Origin of the sequence: Ancylobacter gelatini (assembly GCF_022601675.1) — a bacterium.
In the GTDB taxonomy this organism is placed as follows: domain Bacteria; phylum Pseudomonadota; class Alphaproteobacteria; order Rhizobiales; family Xanthobacteraceae; genus Ancylobacter; species Ancylobacter gelatini.
This window is the reverse complement of the sequence record NZ_JAKVIL010000010.1, coordinates 109,851-126,003: the sequence shown is the minus strand read 5'-3', so window position 1 is coordinate 126,003 and position 16,153 is coordinate 109,851. Positions and strand designations below refer to the sequence as shown.

Below are 16,153 nucleotides of genomic sequence, written 5' to 3'. Positions count from 1 at the left end.
TCAGCGCGCGGCCGGCCGCAGTTTCTTCACCTCGTCGTCGGAGGGCAGCACGCTCAGCCCGTCGACATAGACGGGATCGAGCATCACGCCCATGCCGTCCTTGAGGCCGATCGGGCCGACAAAGGCGCCCATGGTCGCCTGATGGTCGCTGGCGCGGTACTGGAACGGGCCGAACGGGCCGACCACATCGAGCCCCTCGAAGGCGGCGACCAGCTTTTCGGGATCGGTGCTCCCGGCCTTCTTCAGCCCGGCGGCCAGAGAGGTGATCGCGGTGTAACCCACGATCGAGCCAAGGCGCGGGGGCTCGCCATACGCCTTCTGATAGGCATCGAGAAAGGCCTGATGCGCGGGCGTCGGGATGTCGTACCAGGGATAGCCGGTCACCACCCAGCCGACCGGCGCCTCGCCCTTCAGCGGGTCGAGATATTCCGGCTCGCCCGACAGCAGCGAGACGAAGAACGTGTCCTTCAGCGCCTCGCGGGCATTCATCTCACGCACGAATTTGGCGAGGTCCGGCCCGAACAGCACGTTGAACACCGCGTCGGGCCTGGCGTCCGCCAGCGCCTGCACCACCGGGCCGGCATCGAGCTTGCCGAGCGGGGTGGCCTGCTCGGCGACGAATTCGACATCGGGTTGTGCCGCCTTCAGCTTCTCCTTGAAGGTGGCGGCGGCGGACTGGCCGTATTCATAGTTCGGATAGACGATGGCCCAGCGCTTCGCCTTCTTCTCCACCGCCGCCGGCATCAGCATCGCGACCTGCATGTAGGTCGAGGGTCGCAGGCGGAAGGTGTAGCGGTTGCCGTCGGACCAGGTGATCTTGTCGGTCAGCGGCTCGGCGGCGAGGAAGAACACCTTGCGCTTGTCGGCGAAGCCCGCCACCGCCAGCCCGACATGGGACAGGAAGGTGCCGGCGAGCACGTCGACCTTCTCGCGGGTGATCAGTTCCTCGGCGACGCGGATGGCATCGCCGGGATTGCCGCCATCGTCGCGGATGATGAGTTCGAGCGGGCGTCCGCCAATGCCGCCTGCGGCATTGATCTGATCCACCGCCAGCTCCATCCCTTTGCGGTAGGGCGCGAGGAAGGCGGGCTGCGCCTTGTAGCTGTTCATCTCGCCGATGCGGATCGGCTCGGCCGCCCGCGCGCCGGTAACCGGGAGGCCGAGGGCAAGCGCGACCGCGCACAGCGGGCCGAGAGCCGCCCGCAGGATGGGGCCGCGCGGGAGGAAGGATCGGCGCATGGCAGGTCTCCGCTGGGATTCGAGCGTCGCAAAGGCGCGCGTTATGCAGGTAAGCGTGGTGCGGGCGAGTATCGGGGCGGCGGGCGGCATCGGGTCGCCGGTGTGGGCTAAACTATAGCGGGACGAGGCCGCGTCCACCCACTTCGCGCCCGTGTTGGTGCGACGAAGGCGCCAAGGGGCCGGCGTTGCGAGCCGCGTCACGGCCCGATCTCGATCTCGGGCTCCTTGATCGTGGCGGGGTGGCGCGAGGCCAGCAGCGCGCCGCCGACGATCAGCGCCGCCCCGCTGAGCGTGCTCACCGAGGGCACCTCGCCAAAGGCGAACAGGCCGATCGCGACCGCCCAGACGAAGGCGGTATATTCCAGCACGCCGAGCCGGCTGGCATCGGCGCGCCCATAAGCCCAGGCCATGCACAGATGGCCGGCGGTGCCGAGCAGCCCGATCAGTGCGAACAGGGCGAGTTCCGTCGCCGAGGGCGTGCTCCAGCCCATGAGCCCGAGCGGGGCGACCAGCAGCCCCGACAGCGCGTTCTGCAGCAGGACGATGGTTGGCAGGGGATCGCGCGCGGCCCGGCTCTTGAGCGTCACCATGGACAGCGCATAGGTGACGGCCGAGCCGATGGCGGCGGCGATGCCGAGCCCGTTTGCCCCGGCGTTGGCCCGGGCGAGCTCGTCCCACAACACCACGATGACGCCGATCACGCCCAGCGTCAGGGCCGCCAGCACGGCACCACCCGGCCGCTCGCCGAGCAGCAGCGCGGCGAACAGCGCGATGAAGATCGGCGAGGTGAAGGACAGCGCCAGCACCACGGCCAGCGGCAGTACCGAGAGCGCGTAGAAGAAGCAGACGGCGGTGGCCGCCACCACCACCGAGCGCCAGGCATGGGGGCGGACCGTGCGCCAGTCCGGCCAGCGGGTGCGCATCGCCCGGAAGACGATGAACGCGACCAGCGAGCCGAACACATAGCGCATCACCACCAATTGCCCGGTGCCGAAATCGGCCGCGACATGTTTGATCAGCCCGTCCATGACCGAGAGCAGGCCGATGCCGGCCACCGCCGCCAGGGCGGGGCTTGAAACGAAGGCGGGCATGGCGGATCAGCTTTCCGATACGGACGCGGCGACCAGCGCCAGGGCGTAGGGATATTCCCAGGTGGCGGAAATGTCGTGGAGCGCACGCGCGCCCACGCCCCGCCGGAAGCCGCAGGTTTCATAGAAACGATGCGCGTCGAGAAAGCGGGTGTCGGTCCACAACCGGATTTCCGGCGCGCCGCGCGCCATCGCCTCCGTTCGCGCGGTCTCGAACAGCGCCCGCGCAATGCCCTGCCGGCGGGCGGCGTGCGCCACATAGACCTTGGTGATTTCCTGCGTGCCGGGCGCGGCGTCCGCTTCCCGGCTGGGGGACAGCGCCAGCGAGCCCACCACCGCGCCGTCCAGTTCCGCGACCCAGATGATGCCGCCGCGCGCGACGAAATGGCTGGCGATGGCGTCGAGCTCGGGAAATTCGGCGGCGCGATCGAACAGGCAGCCATCATATTCGGCGAAGGCCGTTTCGATCAGGTCGGCGATGGCGTCGCCGTCCTCATCGGTCGCTGGACGGATATGCATGGGCACCACGATAAATTCCCGGCCACCGGGCCGGCCCGCGTCGACTACCGAGCGCGCGCGGACTATGTTCGCGCGTCCATCTGGCGTAAAGCTCAATCATTATGCCAGCATGCGAATCTGTTTCCACGGGTTCGCGCGCGCCGATCCGCCCATCGCCCGGCATCTGCCCGTACCGGAGTGCTCAATGACCGTCTTCTCCCGTTCCCTGCGCCTGTCGGCTCTCGGCGTCTTGGCTGCCCTTGCGGCAGGTTGCGCCTCCACGCAGGCCCCGGCGCCGCAGCCTGCCATGCCGCAATTCACCTCGCCGATCCAGCCGGCGCAGGTCGAGGGCAAATGGGGGCTCGCCGCCTATCACCGGCCGGAGGACGCGACGCGCACCGAGGCGCAGGCCCGGCAGGGCTGCCGCCAGCCCTACGTGATCAGCCCCGGCACCTCCGGCGGCTTCATGATGTATCTGGCCGACCAGTCGCAGCCGTCCGAAGTAGTGTCGAAGCAGGTCGCCGGCGGCCCGATCTTCATCGGTCTGCCGGATGAGCCGGCCGGCGCCGAGACCGACCGCGAGGTGCTGCGCTTCGACGGGCAGGTGCTGGTGCTCAAATGGGTCGACAAGGAAGTCTCCGGCCGCTACGGCACCATGGTCTACGTGCGCTGCACCTCCTGACGTCCGAGGCGCGTGAAACCTCGCGGCGGCACCAGATTGCGGTACCGGCACTAACGGTAAATTAACCATAGGCGGGCAGCTTGTGGTTAATGTAACGTCACTGCCGGAGTGTCGTCCGCCATGCCTCATTCTGATTCGCTGTCGATCCGCGTCGTGGCCCGGGCCTGGCGCCTCGTCAGGTTGCCGCTTGGCATTACGACTCTTGGATTCGTGCTTGCGATCGGGCTTGGCGTTGCCGGCTCGCCGGCCCTCGCGCAGGGCGTCTATGGCGTCACCGATTCCAATTACGGCGTCTTCTCCAGCCGGGGCGTGGCGTCCGCGCCGCGCGGCACCCAGCGTCGGGCCGCCGCGCAGGAGACCGGCCGTGGCTGGCAGCCCGGCGGCAATTACGTCTACCCGCCCGCGACCGTGACGGCGCCCCGTCCGCCAATGGATGTCGGCGGCGGTTATGGCGGCACCTATCGCAGCGGCGGCACCTATCGCGCCGCACCCGCGGCGAATGTCTATGGCGCTGTGCCGCGCGGCAACATCACCATCCAGACCCGCGGCGGCGGCATTCCCGCGCCGGACGTCTACACGAGCCCGCCGGTCGAGCAGGTCGCCGCGGTCGAGGCCGATGATTTCGAGTATGACGAGGACGACGCCCCGCTCCCGGTCTATCGCCCCTCGACGGGCGCCAAGGGTGTCGATCCGAAATATAATCGCAAGGTGGTGCGCTACACGTCCAGCGAGGCGCGGGGCACCATCATCGTCGATACCGGCGCGCGTTTCCTCTACCTCGTCCAGGGCGACGGCACGGCGGTGCGCTACGGCATCGGCGTCGGTCGCGAGGGCTTCGGCTGGACCGGCACGCAGCGAATCAGCCGCAAGGCGGAATGGCCGGACTGGCGCCCGCCGTCGGAAATGATCCAGCGCCGGCCGGATTTGCCGAACTATATGCCCGGCGGCGAGGACAACCCGCTCGGCGCCCGCGCGCTCTATCTCGGCGACACGCTCTACCGCATCCACGGCTCCAACGAGCCGGAGTCGATCGGGCAGGCGGTGTCCTCCGGCTGCTTCCGCATGCGCAACCAGGACGTGATCGACCTCTATAATCGTGTCGGCGTCGGCACCGTGGTGAAGGTGATCTGACATCCCCGCCCACGCGGCGCGCCGGCCTGTCACCGAAGCGGGCCAGCTCCGCCGTCTCCCGGCTTGGCAGTGCGGTGGCGTCTCCGCTATGGTCCGCGCCGTTTCGATCGAGAGGGCGGACCATGGCTGCGAGCACGATGGCGAAGAACGACGCCGCCCCGGACCAGATGACGCCGGACCAGGTGACGCCGGACGGCGCGGGTACGCCCACCGACACCCATTTCGGCTTCCGCACCGTGCCGCTCGCGCAGAAGCAGCGCATGGTGGACGAGGTGTTCCACTCCGTTGCCAAGCGCTACGACGTGATGAACGACCTGATGTCGCTCGGCCTTCACCGCGTCTGGAAGGACCTGCTGGTCTCGAAGCTCCGCCCTCCGAAGAGCGAGCGCCCCTTTGCGCTGCTGGACGTGGCCGGCGGCACGGGTGACGTCTCGTTCCGCACCGTGGAGGCCGGCGGCGCCGGCACCCGCGCCACGGTCGCCGACATCAATGGCGGCATGCTCGGCGTCGGTCGTGAGCGCGCCGCGGCCAAGGGGCTCGCCGATCGGGTGGAGTTCGTCGAGGCCAATGCCGAAGAACTGCCTTTCGCCGACCGCTCCTTCGATGCCGTGACCATCGCCTTCGGCATCCGCAACGTGCCGCGCATGGACAAGGCGCTCGCCGAGATGCGCCGGGTGCTCAAGCCCGGCGGGCGCTGTCTGGTGCTGGAATTCTCCCGCGTCGACGTGCCCGGCCTCGATGCCATCTACGACACCTATTCGTTCAAGCTGATCCCCGGCATGGGCAAGATGGTCACGGGCGACGCCGAGTCCTACCAGTACCTCGTCGAATCGATCCGCCGCTTTCCCGCCCCGGAAGTCTTCGCCCAGCTCATGCGCGAGGCCGGGCTGAAGCGGGTGGACTGGACGCCGCTGACCGGGGGCATCGTCGCCCTGCATTCCGCCGTGCGGATCTGACCGGCGTGGCGACCCCGTTCGGAGATTTCCTTCGCCTTGCCCGCGCCGGCTATGTCATGGCCCGCGAGGGCGTGCTGTCGCGCATCGATCCCGGCGCGCTGCCGCCGGGTTCCGAGCCGCTGTTCGCGCTCGCCCGCCTGATCGAGCGACGCGGCCCGGCCTCCAGCGCCGCGCGGCTTTCGGCCGCCCTGTCGCGGCTCGGCCCGTCCTATGTAAAGCTCGGCCAGTTCCTCGCCACCCGGCCGGACGTGGTCGGCCCCAAGCTCGCCCGCGACCTCGAAGTGCTGCAGGATCGCATGCCCGCCTTCCCGATGCCGGTGGCGGAGGAGGCGATCCAGCGCTCGCTCGGCCGTCCCGCCAGCGTGGCCTATGCCGTGCTCGGCCCGGCCATCGCCGCCGCTTCGATCGCGCAGGTGCACAAGGGCGAGGTGGTGGAGACCGATGGCGAGCGCCGCGCTGTCGCGGTCAAGGTGCTGCGTCCCGACGTGCAGCGCCGCTTCCGCATCGATCTGTCCTCCTTCTACCGCGCCGCCCATTTCGGCGAGCGTGCCTCGCCGGAAGGCCGCCGGCTGCGGCTCGTCGCCATCGTCGACACGCTGGCGCGCTCGGTGGCGATGGAGATGGACCTGCGTCTGGAAGCCTCCGCGCTGGCCGAACTCGCGCAGAATACCGAAGGCGAGAGTGATTTCCGCGTGCCGGCGGTGGATTGGGACCGCACGGGCCGCGAGGTGCTGACCACCGAGTGGATCGACGGCGTCAAGCTCAACGACATGGACGCGCTCAGGGCGGCCGGGCACGACCTGCCGGCGCTGGGGCGCACGGTGATGCAGTCCTTCCTGCGCCACGCGCTGCGCGACGGCTTCTTCCATGCCGACATGCATCCGGGCAATCTCTTCGTCGACCCGCAGGGCCGGCTGGTGGCGGTGGATTGCGGCATCATGGGCCGGCTCGGCCCGAAGGAACGGCGCTTCCTCGCCGAAATCCTGTACGGCTTCATCACGCGCGACTGGAAGCGCACGGCCGAGGTGCATTTCGAGGCCGGCTATGTGCCCGCCCATCATTCGGTCGACGATTTCGCGCAGGCGATCCGCGCCATTGGCGAGCCGATCCATTCGCGGCGCGCCGACCAGATTTCCATGGCCAAGCTGCTGACCCTGCTGTTCGAGGTCACCAGCCTGTTCGACATGAAGACGCGGCCCGAATTGCTGCTGCTGCAGAAGACCATGGTGGTGGTCGAGGGCGTCGCCCGCTCGCTCGACCCGCAGCTCGACATGTGGAAGACCTCCGAGCCGGTGGTGCGGAGCTGGATCGAGCGCAATCTCGGGCCGGTGGGCCGCATCGAGGATGTGGCGGACGGCGTCGGCGCGCTGGCCCGCGCCATGCAGACCCTGCCGGAGCTGGTCGGCCACGCCCAGCGTGTGGTGGCGCAGCTCGACGTGGCGACCCGCGACGGTCTGGCGCTGGCGCCCGAGAGCGTGGAGCAGATCGGCCGCGCGGAAGGGCGCGGCAATCGCTGGGTCAGCACGGCGCTGTGGGTGATCGCGGGCCTTCTGGCGGCGCATCTCATTTTCTGAGAATGGGGCGGCGGCGATGAGCCTCGTTCATAACGAGCGGACGAAAATGGCGGTTTGGCCTCCGCCGCTTCCGTCGCGGCGGTCAGCGTGATTTGTCTTGCGGACAGTATCACCCTAGATTTCCTGGCGAGACGTCTCCTCGGGGGGCTTGAGCCATGAACGCCGAGGATTTCCTGCTGCTGCTGATCATGCCGGTCGGGGTGCTGGTGGTTGGCGGGATTGTTTATGTCGTCGCCTCGCGCGGCCACCATCCTTATGCCGACCTGGCGGAGTGAGTTGCACCTTCCCCGCCGCATCGCCCCTGTGCCCCGGCTCATCCCTGCGTTATAGGCTGCGCAGCAACTCATGCGCAGGCACGGCCCCATGCTCGCGGACAAGACCATCCTTCTCATCATCGGCGGCGGCATCGCGGCCTATAAGAGCCTCGACCTGATCCGCCGGCTGAAAGAGCGCGGCGCGAGCGTGCGCGTGGTGATGACCGCTGGCGCCCAGCATTTCGTCACGCCGCTTGCGGCCGGTGCGCTGGCGCATGGCCCGGTGTTCACCGAGCTGTTCGACCGCGCGGCGGAGCAGGATATCGGTCATATCAGGCTGGCGCGCGAGGCGGACCTGATCATCGTCGCCCCCGCGACCGCCGACCTGATGGCGAAGATGGCAAACGGGCTCGCCGACGACCTCGCCTCCGCCATTCTTCTGGCCTCCACCCGCAAGGTGCTGGCGGCGCCGGCCATGAACCCGGCGATGTGGAGCCATCCCGCCACCCGGCGCAACGTCGCCCGCCTCGCCGCCGACGGCATCGCCTTTGTCGGTCCCAATGCCGGGGCGATGGCCGAGCGCGGCGAGGACGGGCCGGGCCGCATGGCCGAGCCGACCGAGATCGCCGATGCCGCCGCGAAGCTGCTGTCGCCCGTGCCCGGCCCGCTCGCGGGGCGCCATGTGCTGGTGACGTCCGGCCCGACCCATGAGCCGATCGACCCGGTGCGCTACATCGCCAACCGTTCGTCCGGCAAGCAGGGCCATGCCATCGCGAGCGCCGCCGCCAGCGCGGGCGCGCGGGTGACGCTCATCGCCGGCCCGGTCAGCCTGCCCGATCCGGCGGGTGTCACCGTGGTTCGTGTCGAGACCGCGCGGCAGATGCTGGCGGCGGTCGAGGCGGCGCTGCCGGCGGACGCCGCCGTGTTCGCCGCCGCGGTCGCCGACTGGCGCACCACTGAGGAGGCCGGGCAGAAGATGAAGAAGGACGGCGGCGCGCTGCCGGCGCTCGCCCTGACCGAGAACCCCGACATCCTCGCCCGCGTCGCCCGGCTGGCGAGCGGCCGGCCCCACCTTGTGGTCGGCTTCGCGGCGGAGACGCAGAACGTGGTCGCCCATGCCCAGGCCAAGCGCGCCCGCAAGGGCTGCGACTGGATCCTCGCCAATGACGTGTCGCAGGACGGCGATATCCCCGGCGGAGTGATGGGCGGTGACCGCAATGCGGTTCATCTCGTCACCGAGGGCGGGGTCGAGCCATGGCCGGTCGCGTCCAAGGCGGAGGTCGCCGGTCGGCTGGTCGCGCGCATCGCCGCCCATCTCGGCCCGCTCGTTGCCCCGTCCCTCGATCCCTCATCCGTGGAGAGCGCCTCGTGACGCTGACCGTTCCGGTGCAGGTGCTGCCCCACGGGGCCGGCCTGCCGCTGCCTGACTATGCCACGGCCGGCGCGGCCGGGCTCGACCTGATCGCGGCGCTGCCGGAAGGCGAGGCGCTGACGCTCGCCCCCTTCGCCCGCGCGCTGGTGCCGACCGGGCTGGCGCTGGCGCTGCCGGAAGGCTTCGAGGCGCAGGTGCGCCCGCGCTCCGGGCTGGCGTTGAAGAACGGGATCACCGTGCTGAACGCGCCGGGAACGGTGGACGCCGATTATCGCGGCGAGGTGAAGGTGCTGCTGATCAATCTCGGCGATTCGCCGGTGACGCTGGAGCGCGGCCAGCGCATCGCGCAGATGGTGGTGGCGCCGGTGACGCGGATTAAGCTGATCGACGTTGGTAATTTGGAAGAAACAACACGGGGAAGTGGTGGTTTCGGTTCCACAGGGCTCGACGGCGCGGCGATATCGCGCTAGCCAAGAGCCATGCCACGTTTATCCGACAAGAGCCTGCTCGCCATCGCCGCGGTCGTCGACGTCGCGCTTCACGCGCGCGGCACGCCCGTAGCCGCCAAGGCATTGGCCGCCCGTCACGAGTTGCCGCCGCGCCATCTCGAACCCGTCCTGCAGGCGCTGGTTCATGCCGGCGTGCTGAAGGGCGTGCGCGGCCCGCGCGGGGGCTATGAGCTCGCCCGCGAGCGCCGGCGCATCACTGTCGCCGAGGTCGTGCGGGTGGTGGAGGCGGAGGCCGACGAGGCGCTCGACAACCTTCCCGAGATCGTCCGCGACGTGGTGCAGCCGGCCGTGGCCGAGGCCGAGCGGGCCTTCGAGGCGGCGCTGGACGGGGTGACGGTGGAAGATCTGTGTCGCGCAGCCGCGCAGGGCAGCGCCCGCCGCGGCATGCCCGAGGGTATCGATTTTACCATTTGATGTTGTGAATATCAGGTTTTCTCGACATTGGTACGTGAATATGTTAGGCGTGCCGGGAAAGCCTGATTGCAAGTGATGACGGCGCCCGCCGTGGCGCCCGTTCCCCGGAGGTTCCCATGTCAGACACCGCCCTGTCAGACACCGCCCGCGCGACGCCCGCTGCTGCCGAGAAGCCCGGCCGTGGCCGCGTCTACGGCTCGATCACCGAGACCATGGGCAACACGCCCCTGGTCCGGCTCAACCGCCTGCCCGCCGAGCGTGGGGTGAAGGCGACGATCCTGGCCAAGCTCGAATTCTTCAACCCGCTCTCCAGCGTCAAGGACCGCATCGGCGTCTCGATGATCGAGGCGATGGAAGAGGCCGGCGTGCTCAAGCCGACGACCGTGCTGGTCGAGCCGACCTCCGGCAATACCGGCATCGCGCTCGCCTTCGTGGCGGCGGCGCGCGGCTATCGGCTGGTGCTGGTGATGCCGGAATCGATGTCGGTGGAGCGCCGCAAGATGCTGGCGCTGCTCGGCGCCGAGCTGGTGCTGACCCCGGCGGCGCAGGGCATGCGCGGCGCGGTCAACCGCGCCGAGGAACTGGTGAAGGAACTGCCCGACGCCATCATTCCCCAGCAGTTCCGCAACCCCGCCAATCCGGCGGTGCACCGCCGCACCACGGCGGAGGAAATCTGGAACGACACGGACGGCGCGGTGGATATCGTCGTGTCCGGCGTTGGCACCGGCGGCACCATCACCGGCCTCGGCCAGGTGTTGAAGCCCCGCAAGCCCGGCCTGCGGATGATCGCGGTGGAGCCCGAGGACAGCCCGGTTCTCTCCGGCGGCCAGCCCGGCCCGCACAAGATCCAGGGCATCGGCCCCGGCTTCGTGCCGGAGGTTCTGGATCGTTCGGTGATCGACGAGGTCGTGACGGTCGGCAACCAGACCTCCTTCGAAACGGCCCGCGCCATTGCGCGGATGGAGGGCATTCCGGTCGGCATCTCCTCGGGCGCGGCGATCGCGGCCGCGCTGGAGGTCGGCGCCCGGCCGGAGAACGAGGGCAAGACCATCGTGGTCATCATCCCCTCCTTCGCCGAGCGCTATCTCTCGACCCCGTTGTTCGAGGGTCTCTGAGCGCCGCGCCGGCGTCAGCCGGCATGCAATACCGCACGATCGTGGCCGGGCTCGTCCCGGCCATTTTCGTTTTCCCGCAGCACCCTTCTAGTGGGAGTCCCGCTTCGCTAAAGTCTGACTGATTCGGGCGCTGGGGGCGTGACCGAAGGACATCACTCGGCGAGGGGGAAAGCCGCGTATGGCGCAGCCGGCCGGCAGGCGCGGAGCTGAGGAAGGTTTGCGGAGCCGCGTGCTGCGCGCCGCCCGCTATTGCCGTCTTCCCGGCTGCCGGTGGACAGCGATTCCGATCATGCTGCCGGTAGCCGCCACGAGCGCGCAGGCGCAGGGCGAATTGCTGGTTCCCGTGGTTTCGGTGCTGAGCGATCCCGGCGCCCTGACCGGCATCGCCATGATCGTCGGCCTCATCGCCTTTGCCGCCACCACCGCCATCGTCCATGTCCGCTTCCGCCGCAGCACGCTGGAGCGCGAGGCCTTCGCCTTCGGCGAAATCTCCAAGCTGGAAGCGCGGATCGAGGAAGGCCGCGCGCTGCTAATGGCCGAGCCGCAGATCGTCGTGGTCTGGCGCGATCCGGCGGTCGAGCCCGAGATCATCGGCAATGCCAGTGCCTTCACCGGCGTCGCCGCGCCCACGCGCATCCTCGCCTTCGGGAGCTGGCTGTCGCCCGCTTCGGCACGCGAGATCGAGGCGGCGGTGGACCAGTTGCGCGCCCGCGGCGTCCCGCTTGCCGCCTCGCTGGTGACGCAGGACGGGCGCCATGTCGAGGCCGATGGCCGCCCCGTCGGCTCCGCCGTCATCCTGCGGCTGCGCGACATCACCGGCGTGCGGCTGGAGCATGCACGGCTGATCGAGGCCTGTCGCGCGCAGAGCGTGGAACTCGTCGCGCTGCGAACCCTGCTCGACGCGCTGCCCGCCCCGGCCTGGGTCGCGGATGCCCAGGGCCGGCTGAGCTGGAGCAACCTCGCCTATGTCCACGCCGTCGAGGCGCGCGATGCCGGCGACGCCGCCTCCCGCTCGCTGGCGCTGCTCGACCAGTCCAGCCGCCTGCAGGCCGCCCGCGCCCATGCCGAGGGCCGGCGCTTCGCCGCGCGCCTTCCCGTGGTGGTGGCCGGTACGCGCCGCCTGCTCGACGTTCTGGAGGTGCCGACCGGCAGCGGGACCGAGAGCGGGACCGCCGGCATCGCGCTCGACGCCACCGAGGTGGAGACCGCCCGTGCCGATCTCGCCCAGGTCATCGGCGCTCATCGCCGCACGCTGGACCAGCTCTCCACGGCGGTCGCGATCTTCGGCGCCGACCAGAAGCTGGTGTTCCATAACGCCGCCTATGCCAGCCTGTTCGAGCTGGACGAGGCCTTCCTCGACGAGCGCCCGACCGACACCGCCGTGCTGGACCGGCTGCGCGCCGCGCGCCGGCTGCCGGAGCAGGCCGATTTCCGGGTCTGGCGCGCCGAGTTGCACGAGGCCTACCGCACCATCGAGCCGCGCGAGCACTGGTGGCACCTGCCCGGCGGGCGCACGCTGCGCGTCGTCACCGCGCCGAACCCGGAGGGCGGCGTCACCTATCTGTGCGACGAGGTGACCGAGCGCCTGGCGCTGGAGAGTCGCTTCAACGCCTTTTCCCGCATTCAGAGCGAGACGCTGGATGCGCTGGCCGAGGCGGTGGCGGTGTTCCGGTCCGACGGACGGCTCGGCCTGTTCAACTCCGCCTTCCGCAGCCTGTGGGGCCTCGATGCCGGCCTGCTCAAGGGCCATCCCCATATCGACGCGGTGGCGGAGGCCTGCGCCGCGCTCAGCGCCGGCACGGGGGAATGGACGCGCCTGCGCGCCGCCGTTACCGGCATCGAGGCGCGCATCCCGCGCGCCTTCCGCATGGAGCGGCCGGACGGCATGATCCTCGACGGTTCCAGCCAGCCGCTGCCCGATGGCGGCACGCTGCTGACCTGGCGTGACGTGAGCGACAGCGTGCATGTCGAGCGCGCGCTGGTCGACCGCAACCAGGCGCTGGTCGCGGCCGACCATCTCAAGAGCACCTTCGTCAGCCACGTCTCCTACGAGCTGCGCTCGCCGCTCACCACCATCATCGGCTTCGCGCAGCTTCTCGACGATACGGGCATCGGCCCGCTCAACGAGCGCCAGCGCGCCTATGTGAACCACATCACCGAATCCAGCGACGCGCTGCTCGCCATCATCAATGACATTCTCGACCTCGCGACCATCGACGCCGGCGCCATGACGCTCGACCTTGCCCCGGTCGACGTGCGGGCGGCGATGGAGGCGGCGGCGGAGGGCGTGCGCGACCGGTTGGCCGAAGGCGGGATCGCGCTCGCCATCGAGGTGCCGCCCGGCATCGGTACCTTCCGCGCCGATGCCAAGCGCGTGCGGCAGATCCTCTACAACCTGCTCTCCAACGCTGTCGGCTTCGCGCCGGCCGGCTCCACCGTCACGCTGGCGGCCGAACGCGGCGAGGGCGAGCTGGTGTTCCATGTGCGCGACCTCGGGCCGGGCATCGCCCCGGAAATCGGCGCGCGGGTGTTCGACCGGTTCGAGACCCACAGCTCCGGCTCGCGTCATCGCGGCGTCGGGCTCGGCCTGTCTATCGTGCGTTCGCTGATGGCGCTGCATGGCGGCACGGTCACGCTCTCTCCCGCTCCGGGCGGGGGCACGCTGGTCACCTGCGCGTTTCCCCTCGATGCCGGCGCGAGCCGGGTAGCGGCGGAGTAGGGCCATGGTCGACACCCGCAATGTCCGGCCGGTGCACTGGGAAGTGGTGCTCCCCAACGAGGAGGCGACCGGCCGCCTCGCCATGGACCTCGCCGCCACGCTGGCGCCGGGCGACATCGTGGCGCTCAACGGCGATCTCGGCGCGGGAAAGACCACGCTGGCGCGGGCACTGGTGCGCGCGCTCGCCGAGGACGACGAGCTGGAGGTGCCGAGCCCGACCTTCACGCTGATGCAGCTTTACGACCTGCCGCGCCACCGGGTGGTTCATGCCGATCTCTACCGGCTCGGCGAGCCGGAGGAGTTGGAGGAAATCGGCTGGTCCGACCAGACCGACGGCGCGGTGGTGCTGGTGGAATGGCCCGAGCGCGGCGGCGAGGCGATACTCGGCGCCAACCGGCTCGACATCACCATCTCGATCCCGGAGCAGAATCCCGAACATGCCCGCCGCGTGCGCCTGCTGGGTCACGGCCGGCTGGCGGAGGCGCTGCGGCGCATGCGGGCGATCCGCGCGCTGATCGACCTTGCCGGCTTCGGGCCGGCCCGGCGACGCCATCTTCAGGGTGACGCTTCCAGCCGGACCTATGAGCGTCTGATCGGTGCCAAGCGCGACGCGGTGCTGATGAACGCCCCGCGCCGGCCGGACGGCCCGCCGGTGCGCGGCGGCAAGCCCTACAGCCAGATCGCGCATCTGGCTGAGGACGTGAAGCCCTTCGTCGCGCTGGCGCGCGGGTTGAAGATACGGGGATTTTCCGCGCCCACCATCTATGCCGCCGACCTCAATGAGGGCCTGCTGGTGATCGAGGACCTCGGCGACGAGGGCATGCTGGCGGGGCTGCCGTCGGCCCCGGTGCCGGAACGCTACGAGGCGGCCGCCGACGTGCTCGCGGTGCTGCACCAGCTCGAACTGCCGGCCACGCTCCAGGTGTCCCCGGAAATCGACCACCATCTGCCGCATTACGATATCGAGGCGCTGCTGATCGAGGCGGAACTGCTGCTCGACTGGTATCTGCCGCATCGTGGCGTGCCGGCGCCGGCGCCGGAACTGCGCGAGCAGTTCCGTGCGCTGTGGAGCGAGGCGCTGGCCGGCCCGCTGGCGCAGAAGCCGGTCTGGGTGCTGCGCGACTATCATTCGCCCAATTTGATCTGGATGCCGGAGCGCGAGGGCACCGCCCGCGTCGGCCTGCTCGATTTCCAGGACGCGGTGATGGGGCCGGCGGCCTATGATCTGGTGTCGTTGACGCAGGATGCCCGCGTCGACGTGCCCGAGGAGCTGGAGCTTGCCCTGCTCGGCCGCTACATCAAGGCGCGCCGGCAGGTGGACCCGGCCTTCGACATGCGCGATTTCGCCGCCTCCTATGCGGTGATGGGCGCGCAGCGTGCCACCAAGATTCTCGGCATCTTCGCCCGCCTGAACCGCCGGGACGGCAAGCCGCATTACCTGCGCCACATTCCGCGTATCTGGACCTATCTGGAGCGCTGCCTCGCCTTTACCGAGCTCGACCCGCTCAAGGCGTGGTTCGCCGCCCATGTGCCTCCGCCGGAAGGCGTGCCCGGCGCGGAATACATCGTCGAGGCGCTCCGCGCCCAGGCTCAAGCCCACGCGCAGACCCGGACCCATACCCACGCCCACGCCCCGGCTCCCGCTCGCAGCTATCCGCCGGCTGAGGCAGGGCCCACGTCAGCGCCCGTGGCCCCCGCGGCTGCCGCCCCGCTATCTCCCGCGCCGCTCACCGAGCCCGTGATCGACACCGCGTCCGGACCGGAGCCCGCCGCCGAACCGGCGCCGGTGGTCGGCGCCGATCCCGTCCTCGCCGCCGCGCCGGCTGAGGAAGCCGTGCCCGACCCCGCCAGCCCGCCGGCCGCACCATGACCGTCATCCGCAACGCCATGGTGTTCGCCGCCGGTCTCGGCACGCGGATGCGCCCGCTCACCGATCATCGCCCCAAGCCGATGGTGGAGGTGAACGGCCGCACGCTGATCGACCATGTGCTCGACCGCCTCGCGAGCGCCGGCGTCGAAAAGGCGGTGGTGAACCTGCACTATCATGCCGACCTGCTGGAGCAGCATCTGCTGCGGCGCCAGCGTGCCGGCGCCGGCCCGCGCCTCGTCTTCTCCGACGAGCGCGACCTGTTGCTCGATACCGGGGGCGGCGCCGTCAAGGCGTTGCCGGAACTGGGCGAGGCGCCGTTCTTCTCGATCAATTCCGATACGATCTGGATCGAGGGCATCCGCCCCAATCTGCCGGCGCTGGCGGCGGGATTCGATCCCGACACCATGGACGCCCGGCTGCTGCTCGCCGCCGGCGCCACCTCGATCGGCTATGACGGCGCCGGCGATTTCCTGCTGGACCGTGACGGCCGCCTCACCTTTCGCCCCGAGCGCTACGTGGTACCCTTCGTCTTCGCCGGCGCTGCGGTACTGTCGCCGCGCCTGTTCGAGGGCGCGCCCAAGGGGGCGTTCTCGCTGGTGAAGCTGTTCGCCCGCGCCGCGGACGCCGGGCGGCTGTTCGGCCAGCGTATGGAGGGGGTGTGGATGCATGTCGGCACGCCCGAGGCGATCCTTGAGGCCGAGGAAGCCATCCGCCGTTCGAAGGACTGAGCGC

At 70.0% G+C, this 16,153-nt stretch carries 14 protein-coding genes; 11 read left to right on the top strand and 3 right to left on the bottom strand.

Going from position 1 to position 16,153, the window contains the following annotated elements:
* The 3 genes from MKI84_RS16775 to MKI84_RS16765 form a co-directional block, all read right to left on the bottom strand.
* A complete protein-coding gene (locus tag MKI84_RS16775) occupies nucleotides 1–1,239 on the bottom strand; it encodes an ABC transporter substrate-binding protein (protein WP_241621392.1) in 1,239 nt (412 codons plus the stop codon).
* Between the two features lie 197 nt (nucleotides 1,240–1,436).
* Nucleotides 1,437–2,330 (bottom strand): DMT family transporter, encoded by an 894-nt coding sequence (locus MKI84_RS16770; protein ID WP_241621391.1) that lies wholly within the window; start codon nucleotides 2,328–2,330, stop codon nucleotides 1,437–1,439.
* Between the two features lie 6 nt (nucleotides 2,331–2,336).
* The gene (locus MKI84_RS16765) at nucleotides 2,337–2,846 is read right to left on the bottom strand and encodes a GNAT family N-acetyltransferase (protein WP_241621390.1); all 510 of its coding nucleotides are present in this window, start codon (nucleotides 2,844–2,846) and stop codon (nucleotides 2,337–2,339) included.
* Between the two features lie 184 nt (nucleotides 2,847–3,030).
* Between MKI84_RS16765 and MKI84_RS16760 the strand changes: the two genes are divergently transcribed.
* The 11 genes from MKI84_RS16760 to MKI84_RS16710 all read left to right on the top strand — a co-directional run bounded on the left by MKI84_RS16760 (nucleotide 3,031) and on the right by MKI84_RS16710 (nucleotide 16,149).
* Nucleotides 3,031–3,507: a hypothetical protein gene (locus MKI84_RS16760; RefSeq protein ID WP_241621389.1), complete on the top strand. Its 477-nt coding sequence runs from the start codon at nucleotides 3,031–3,033 to the stop codon at nucleotides 3,505–3,507.
* A gap of 120 nt (nucleotides 3,508–3,627) precedes the next feature.
* Nucleotides 3,628–4,638: a L,D-transpeptidase gene (locus MKI84_RS16755; protein ID WP_342593647.1), complete on the top strand. Its 1,011-nt coding sequence runs from the start codon at nucleotides 3,628–3,630 to the stop codon at nucleotides 4,636–4,638.
* A 167-nt stretch (nucleotides 4,639–4,805) separates the two neighbouring features.
* A complete protein-coding gene (gene ubiE / locus MKI84_RS16750; RefSeq protein WP_241621460.1) occupies nucleotides 4,806–5,594 on the top strand; it encodes a bifunctional demethylmenaquinone methyltransferase/2-methoxy-6-polyprenyl-1,4-benzoquinol methylase UbiE in 789 nt (262 codons plus the stop codon).
* A gap of 56 nt (nucleotides 5,595–5,650) precedes the next feature.
* Nucleotides 5,651–7,168: a 2-polyprenylphenol 6-hydroxylase gene (gene ubiB, locus MKI84_RS16745; RefSeq protein WP_241621459.1), complete on the top strand. Its 1,518-nt coding sequence runs from the start codon at nucleotides 5,651–5,653 to the stop codon at nucleotides 7,166–7,168.
* Nucleotides 7,169–7,531: 363 nt separating this feature from the next.
* A complete protein-coding gene (gene coaBC, locus MKI84_RS16740; RefSeq protein WP_241621388.1) occupies nucleotides 7,532–8,794 on the top strand; it encodes a bifunctional phosphopantothenoylcysteine decarboxylase/phosphopantothenate--cysteine ligase CoaBC in 1,263 nt (420 codons plus the stop codon).
* Nucleotides 8,791–9,264: a dUTP diphosphatase gene (gene dut, locus MKI84_RS16735; protein WP_241621387.1), complete on the top strand. Its 474-nt coding sequence runs from the start codon at nucleotides 8,791–8,793 to the stop codon at nucleotides 9,262–9,264. Before coaBC ends, dut begins: the two co-directional genes overlap by 4 nt.
* A gap of 9 nt (nucleotides 9,265–9,273) precedes the next feature.
* Entirely contained in the window at nucleotides 9,274–9,717 is a 444-nt protein-coding gene (locus MKI84_RS16730; protein WP_241621386.1) for an RrF2 family transcriptional regulator, read from the top strand.
* A gap of 116 nt (nucleotides 9,718–9,833) precedes the next feature.
* Nucleotides 9,834–10,832 (top strand): cysteine synthase A, encoded by a 999-nt coding sequence (gene cysK / locus MKI84_RS16725; RefSeq protein ID WP_281063246.1) that lies wholly within the window; start codon nucleotides 9,834–9,836, stop codon nucleotides 10,830–10,832.
* A 289-nt stretch (nucleotides 10,833–11,121) separates the two neighbouring features.
* Complete coding sequence (locus MKI84_RS16720) at nucleotides 11,122–13,551, top strand: sensor histidine kinase (protein WP_241621385.1); 2,430 nt, start codon at nucleotides 11,122–11,124, stop codon at nucleotides 13,549–13,551.
* Nucleotides 13,552–13,555: 4 nt separating this feature from the next.
* Nucleotides 13,556–15,421 carry a tRNA (adenosine(37)-N6)-threonylcarbamoyltransferase complex ATPase subunit type 1 TsaE gene (gene tsaE / locus MKI84_RS16715; RefSeq protein WP_342593645.1) on the top strand — a complete coding sequence of 622 codons (1,866 nt, stop codon included), beginning with the start codon at nucleotides 13,556–13,558 and terminating at the stop codon, nucleotides 15,419–15,421.
* Nucleotides 15,418–16,149, top strand: a complete 732-nt coding sequence (locus MKI84_RS16710; RefSeq protein ID WP_241621384.1) for a nucleotidyltransferase family protein — start codon at nucleotides 15,418–15,420, stop codon at nucleotides 16,147–16,149. The genes tsaE and MKI84_RS16710 overlap by 4 nt, the downstream gene beginning before the upstream one ends.
* Nucleotides 16,150–16,153 lie beyond the last annotated feature (4 nt).

What these genes read in the sequence shown, in the direction of transcription:
- MKI84_RS16775 (WP_241621392.1), bottom strand. Translation starts at nt 1,239, where the DNA reads ATGCGCCGATCCTTCCTCCCGCGCGGCCCCATCCTGCGGGCGGCTCTC.
- MKI84_RS16770 (WP_241621391.1), bottom strand. Translation starts at nt 2,330, where the DNA reads ATGCCCGCCTTCGTTTCAAGCCCCGCCCTGGCGGCGGTGGCCGGCATC.
- MKI84_RS16765 (WP_241621390.1), bottom strand. Translation starts at nt 2,846, where the DNA reads ATGCATATCCGTCCAGCGACCGATGAGGACGGCGACGCCATCGCCGAC.
- MKI84_RS16760 (WP_241621389.1), top strand. Translation starts at nt 3,031, where the DNA reads ATGACCGTCTTCTCCCGTTCCCTGCGCCTGTCGGCTCTCGGCGTCTTG.
- MKI84_RS16755 (WP_342593647.1), top strand. Translation starts at nt 3,628, where the DNA reads ATGCCTCATTCTGATTCGCTGTCGATCCGCGTCGTGGCCCGGGCCTGG.
- ubiE (WP_241621460.1), top strand. Translation starts at nt 4,806, where the DNA reads ATGACGCCGGACCAGGTGACGCCGGACGGCGCGGGTACGCCCACCGAC.
- ubiB (WP_241621459.1), top strand. Translation starts at nt 5,651, where the DNA reads ATGGCCCGCGAGGGCGTGCTGTCGCGCATCGATCCCGGCGCGCTGCCG.
- coaBC (WP_241621388.1), top strand. Translation starts at nt 7,532, where the DNA reads ATGCTCGCGGACAAGACCATCCTTCTCATCATCGGCGGCGGCATCGCG.
- MKI84_RS16730 (WP_241621386.1), top strand. Translation starts at nt 9,274, where the DNA reads ATGCCACGTTTATCCGACAAGAGCCTGCTCGCCATCGCCGCGGTCGTC.
- cysK (WP_281063246.1), top strand. Translation starts at nt 9,834, where the DNA reads ATGTCAGACACCGCCCTGTCAGACACCGCCCGCGCGACGCCCGCTGCT.
- MKI84_RS16720 (WP_241621385.1), top strand. Translation starts at nt 11,122, where the DNA reads ATGCTGCCGGTAGCCGCCACGAGCGCGCAGGCGCAGGGCGAATTGCTG.
- tsaE (WP_342593645.1), top strand. Translation starts at nt 13,556, where the DNA reads ATGGTCGACACCCGCAATGTCCGGCCGGTGCACTGGGAAGTGGTGCTC.
- MKI84_RS16710 (WP_241621384.1), top strand. Translation starts at nt 15,418, where the DNA reads ATGACCGTCATCCGCAACGCCATGGTGTTCGCCGCCGGTCTCGGCACG.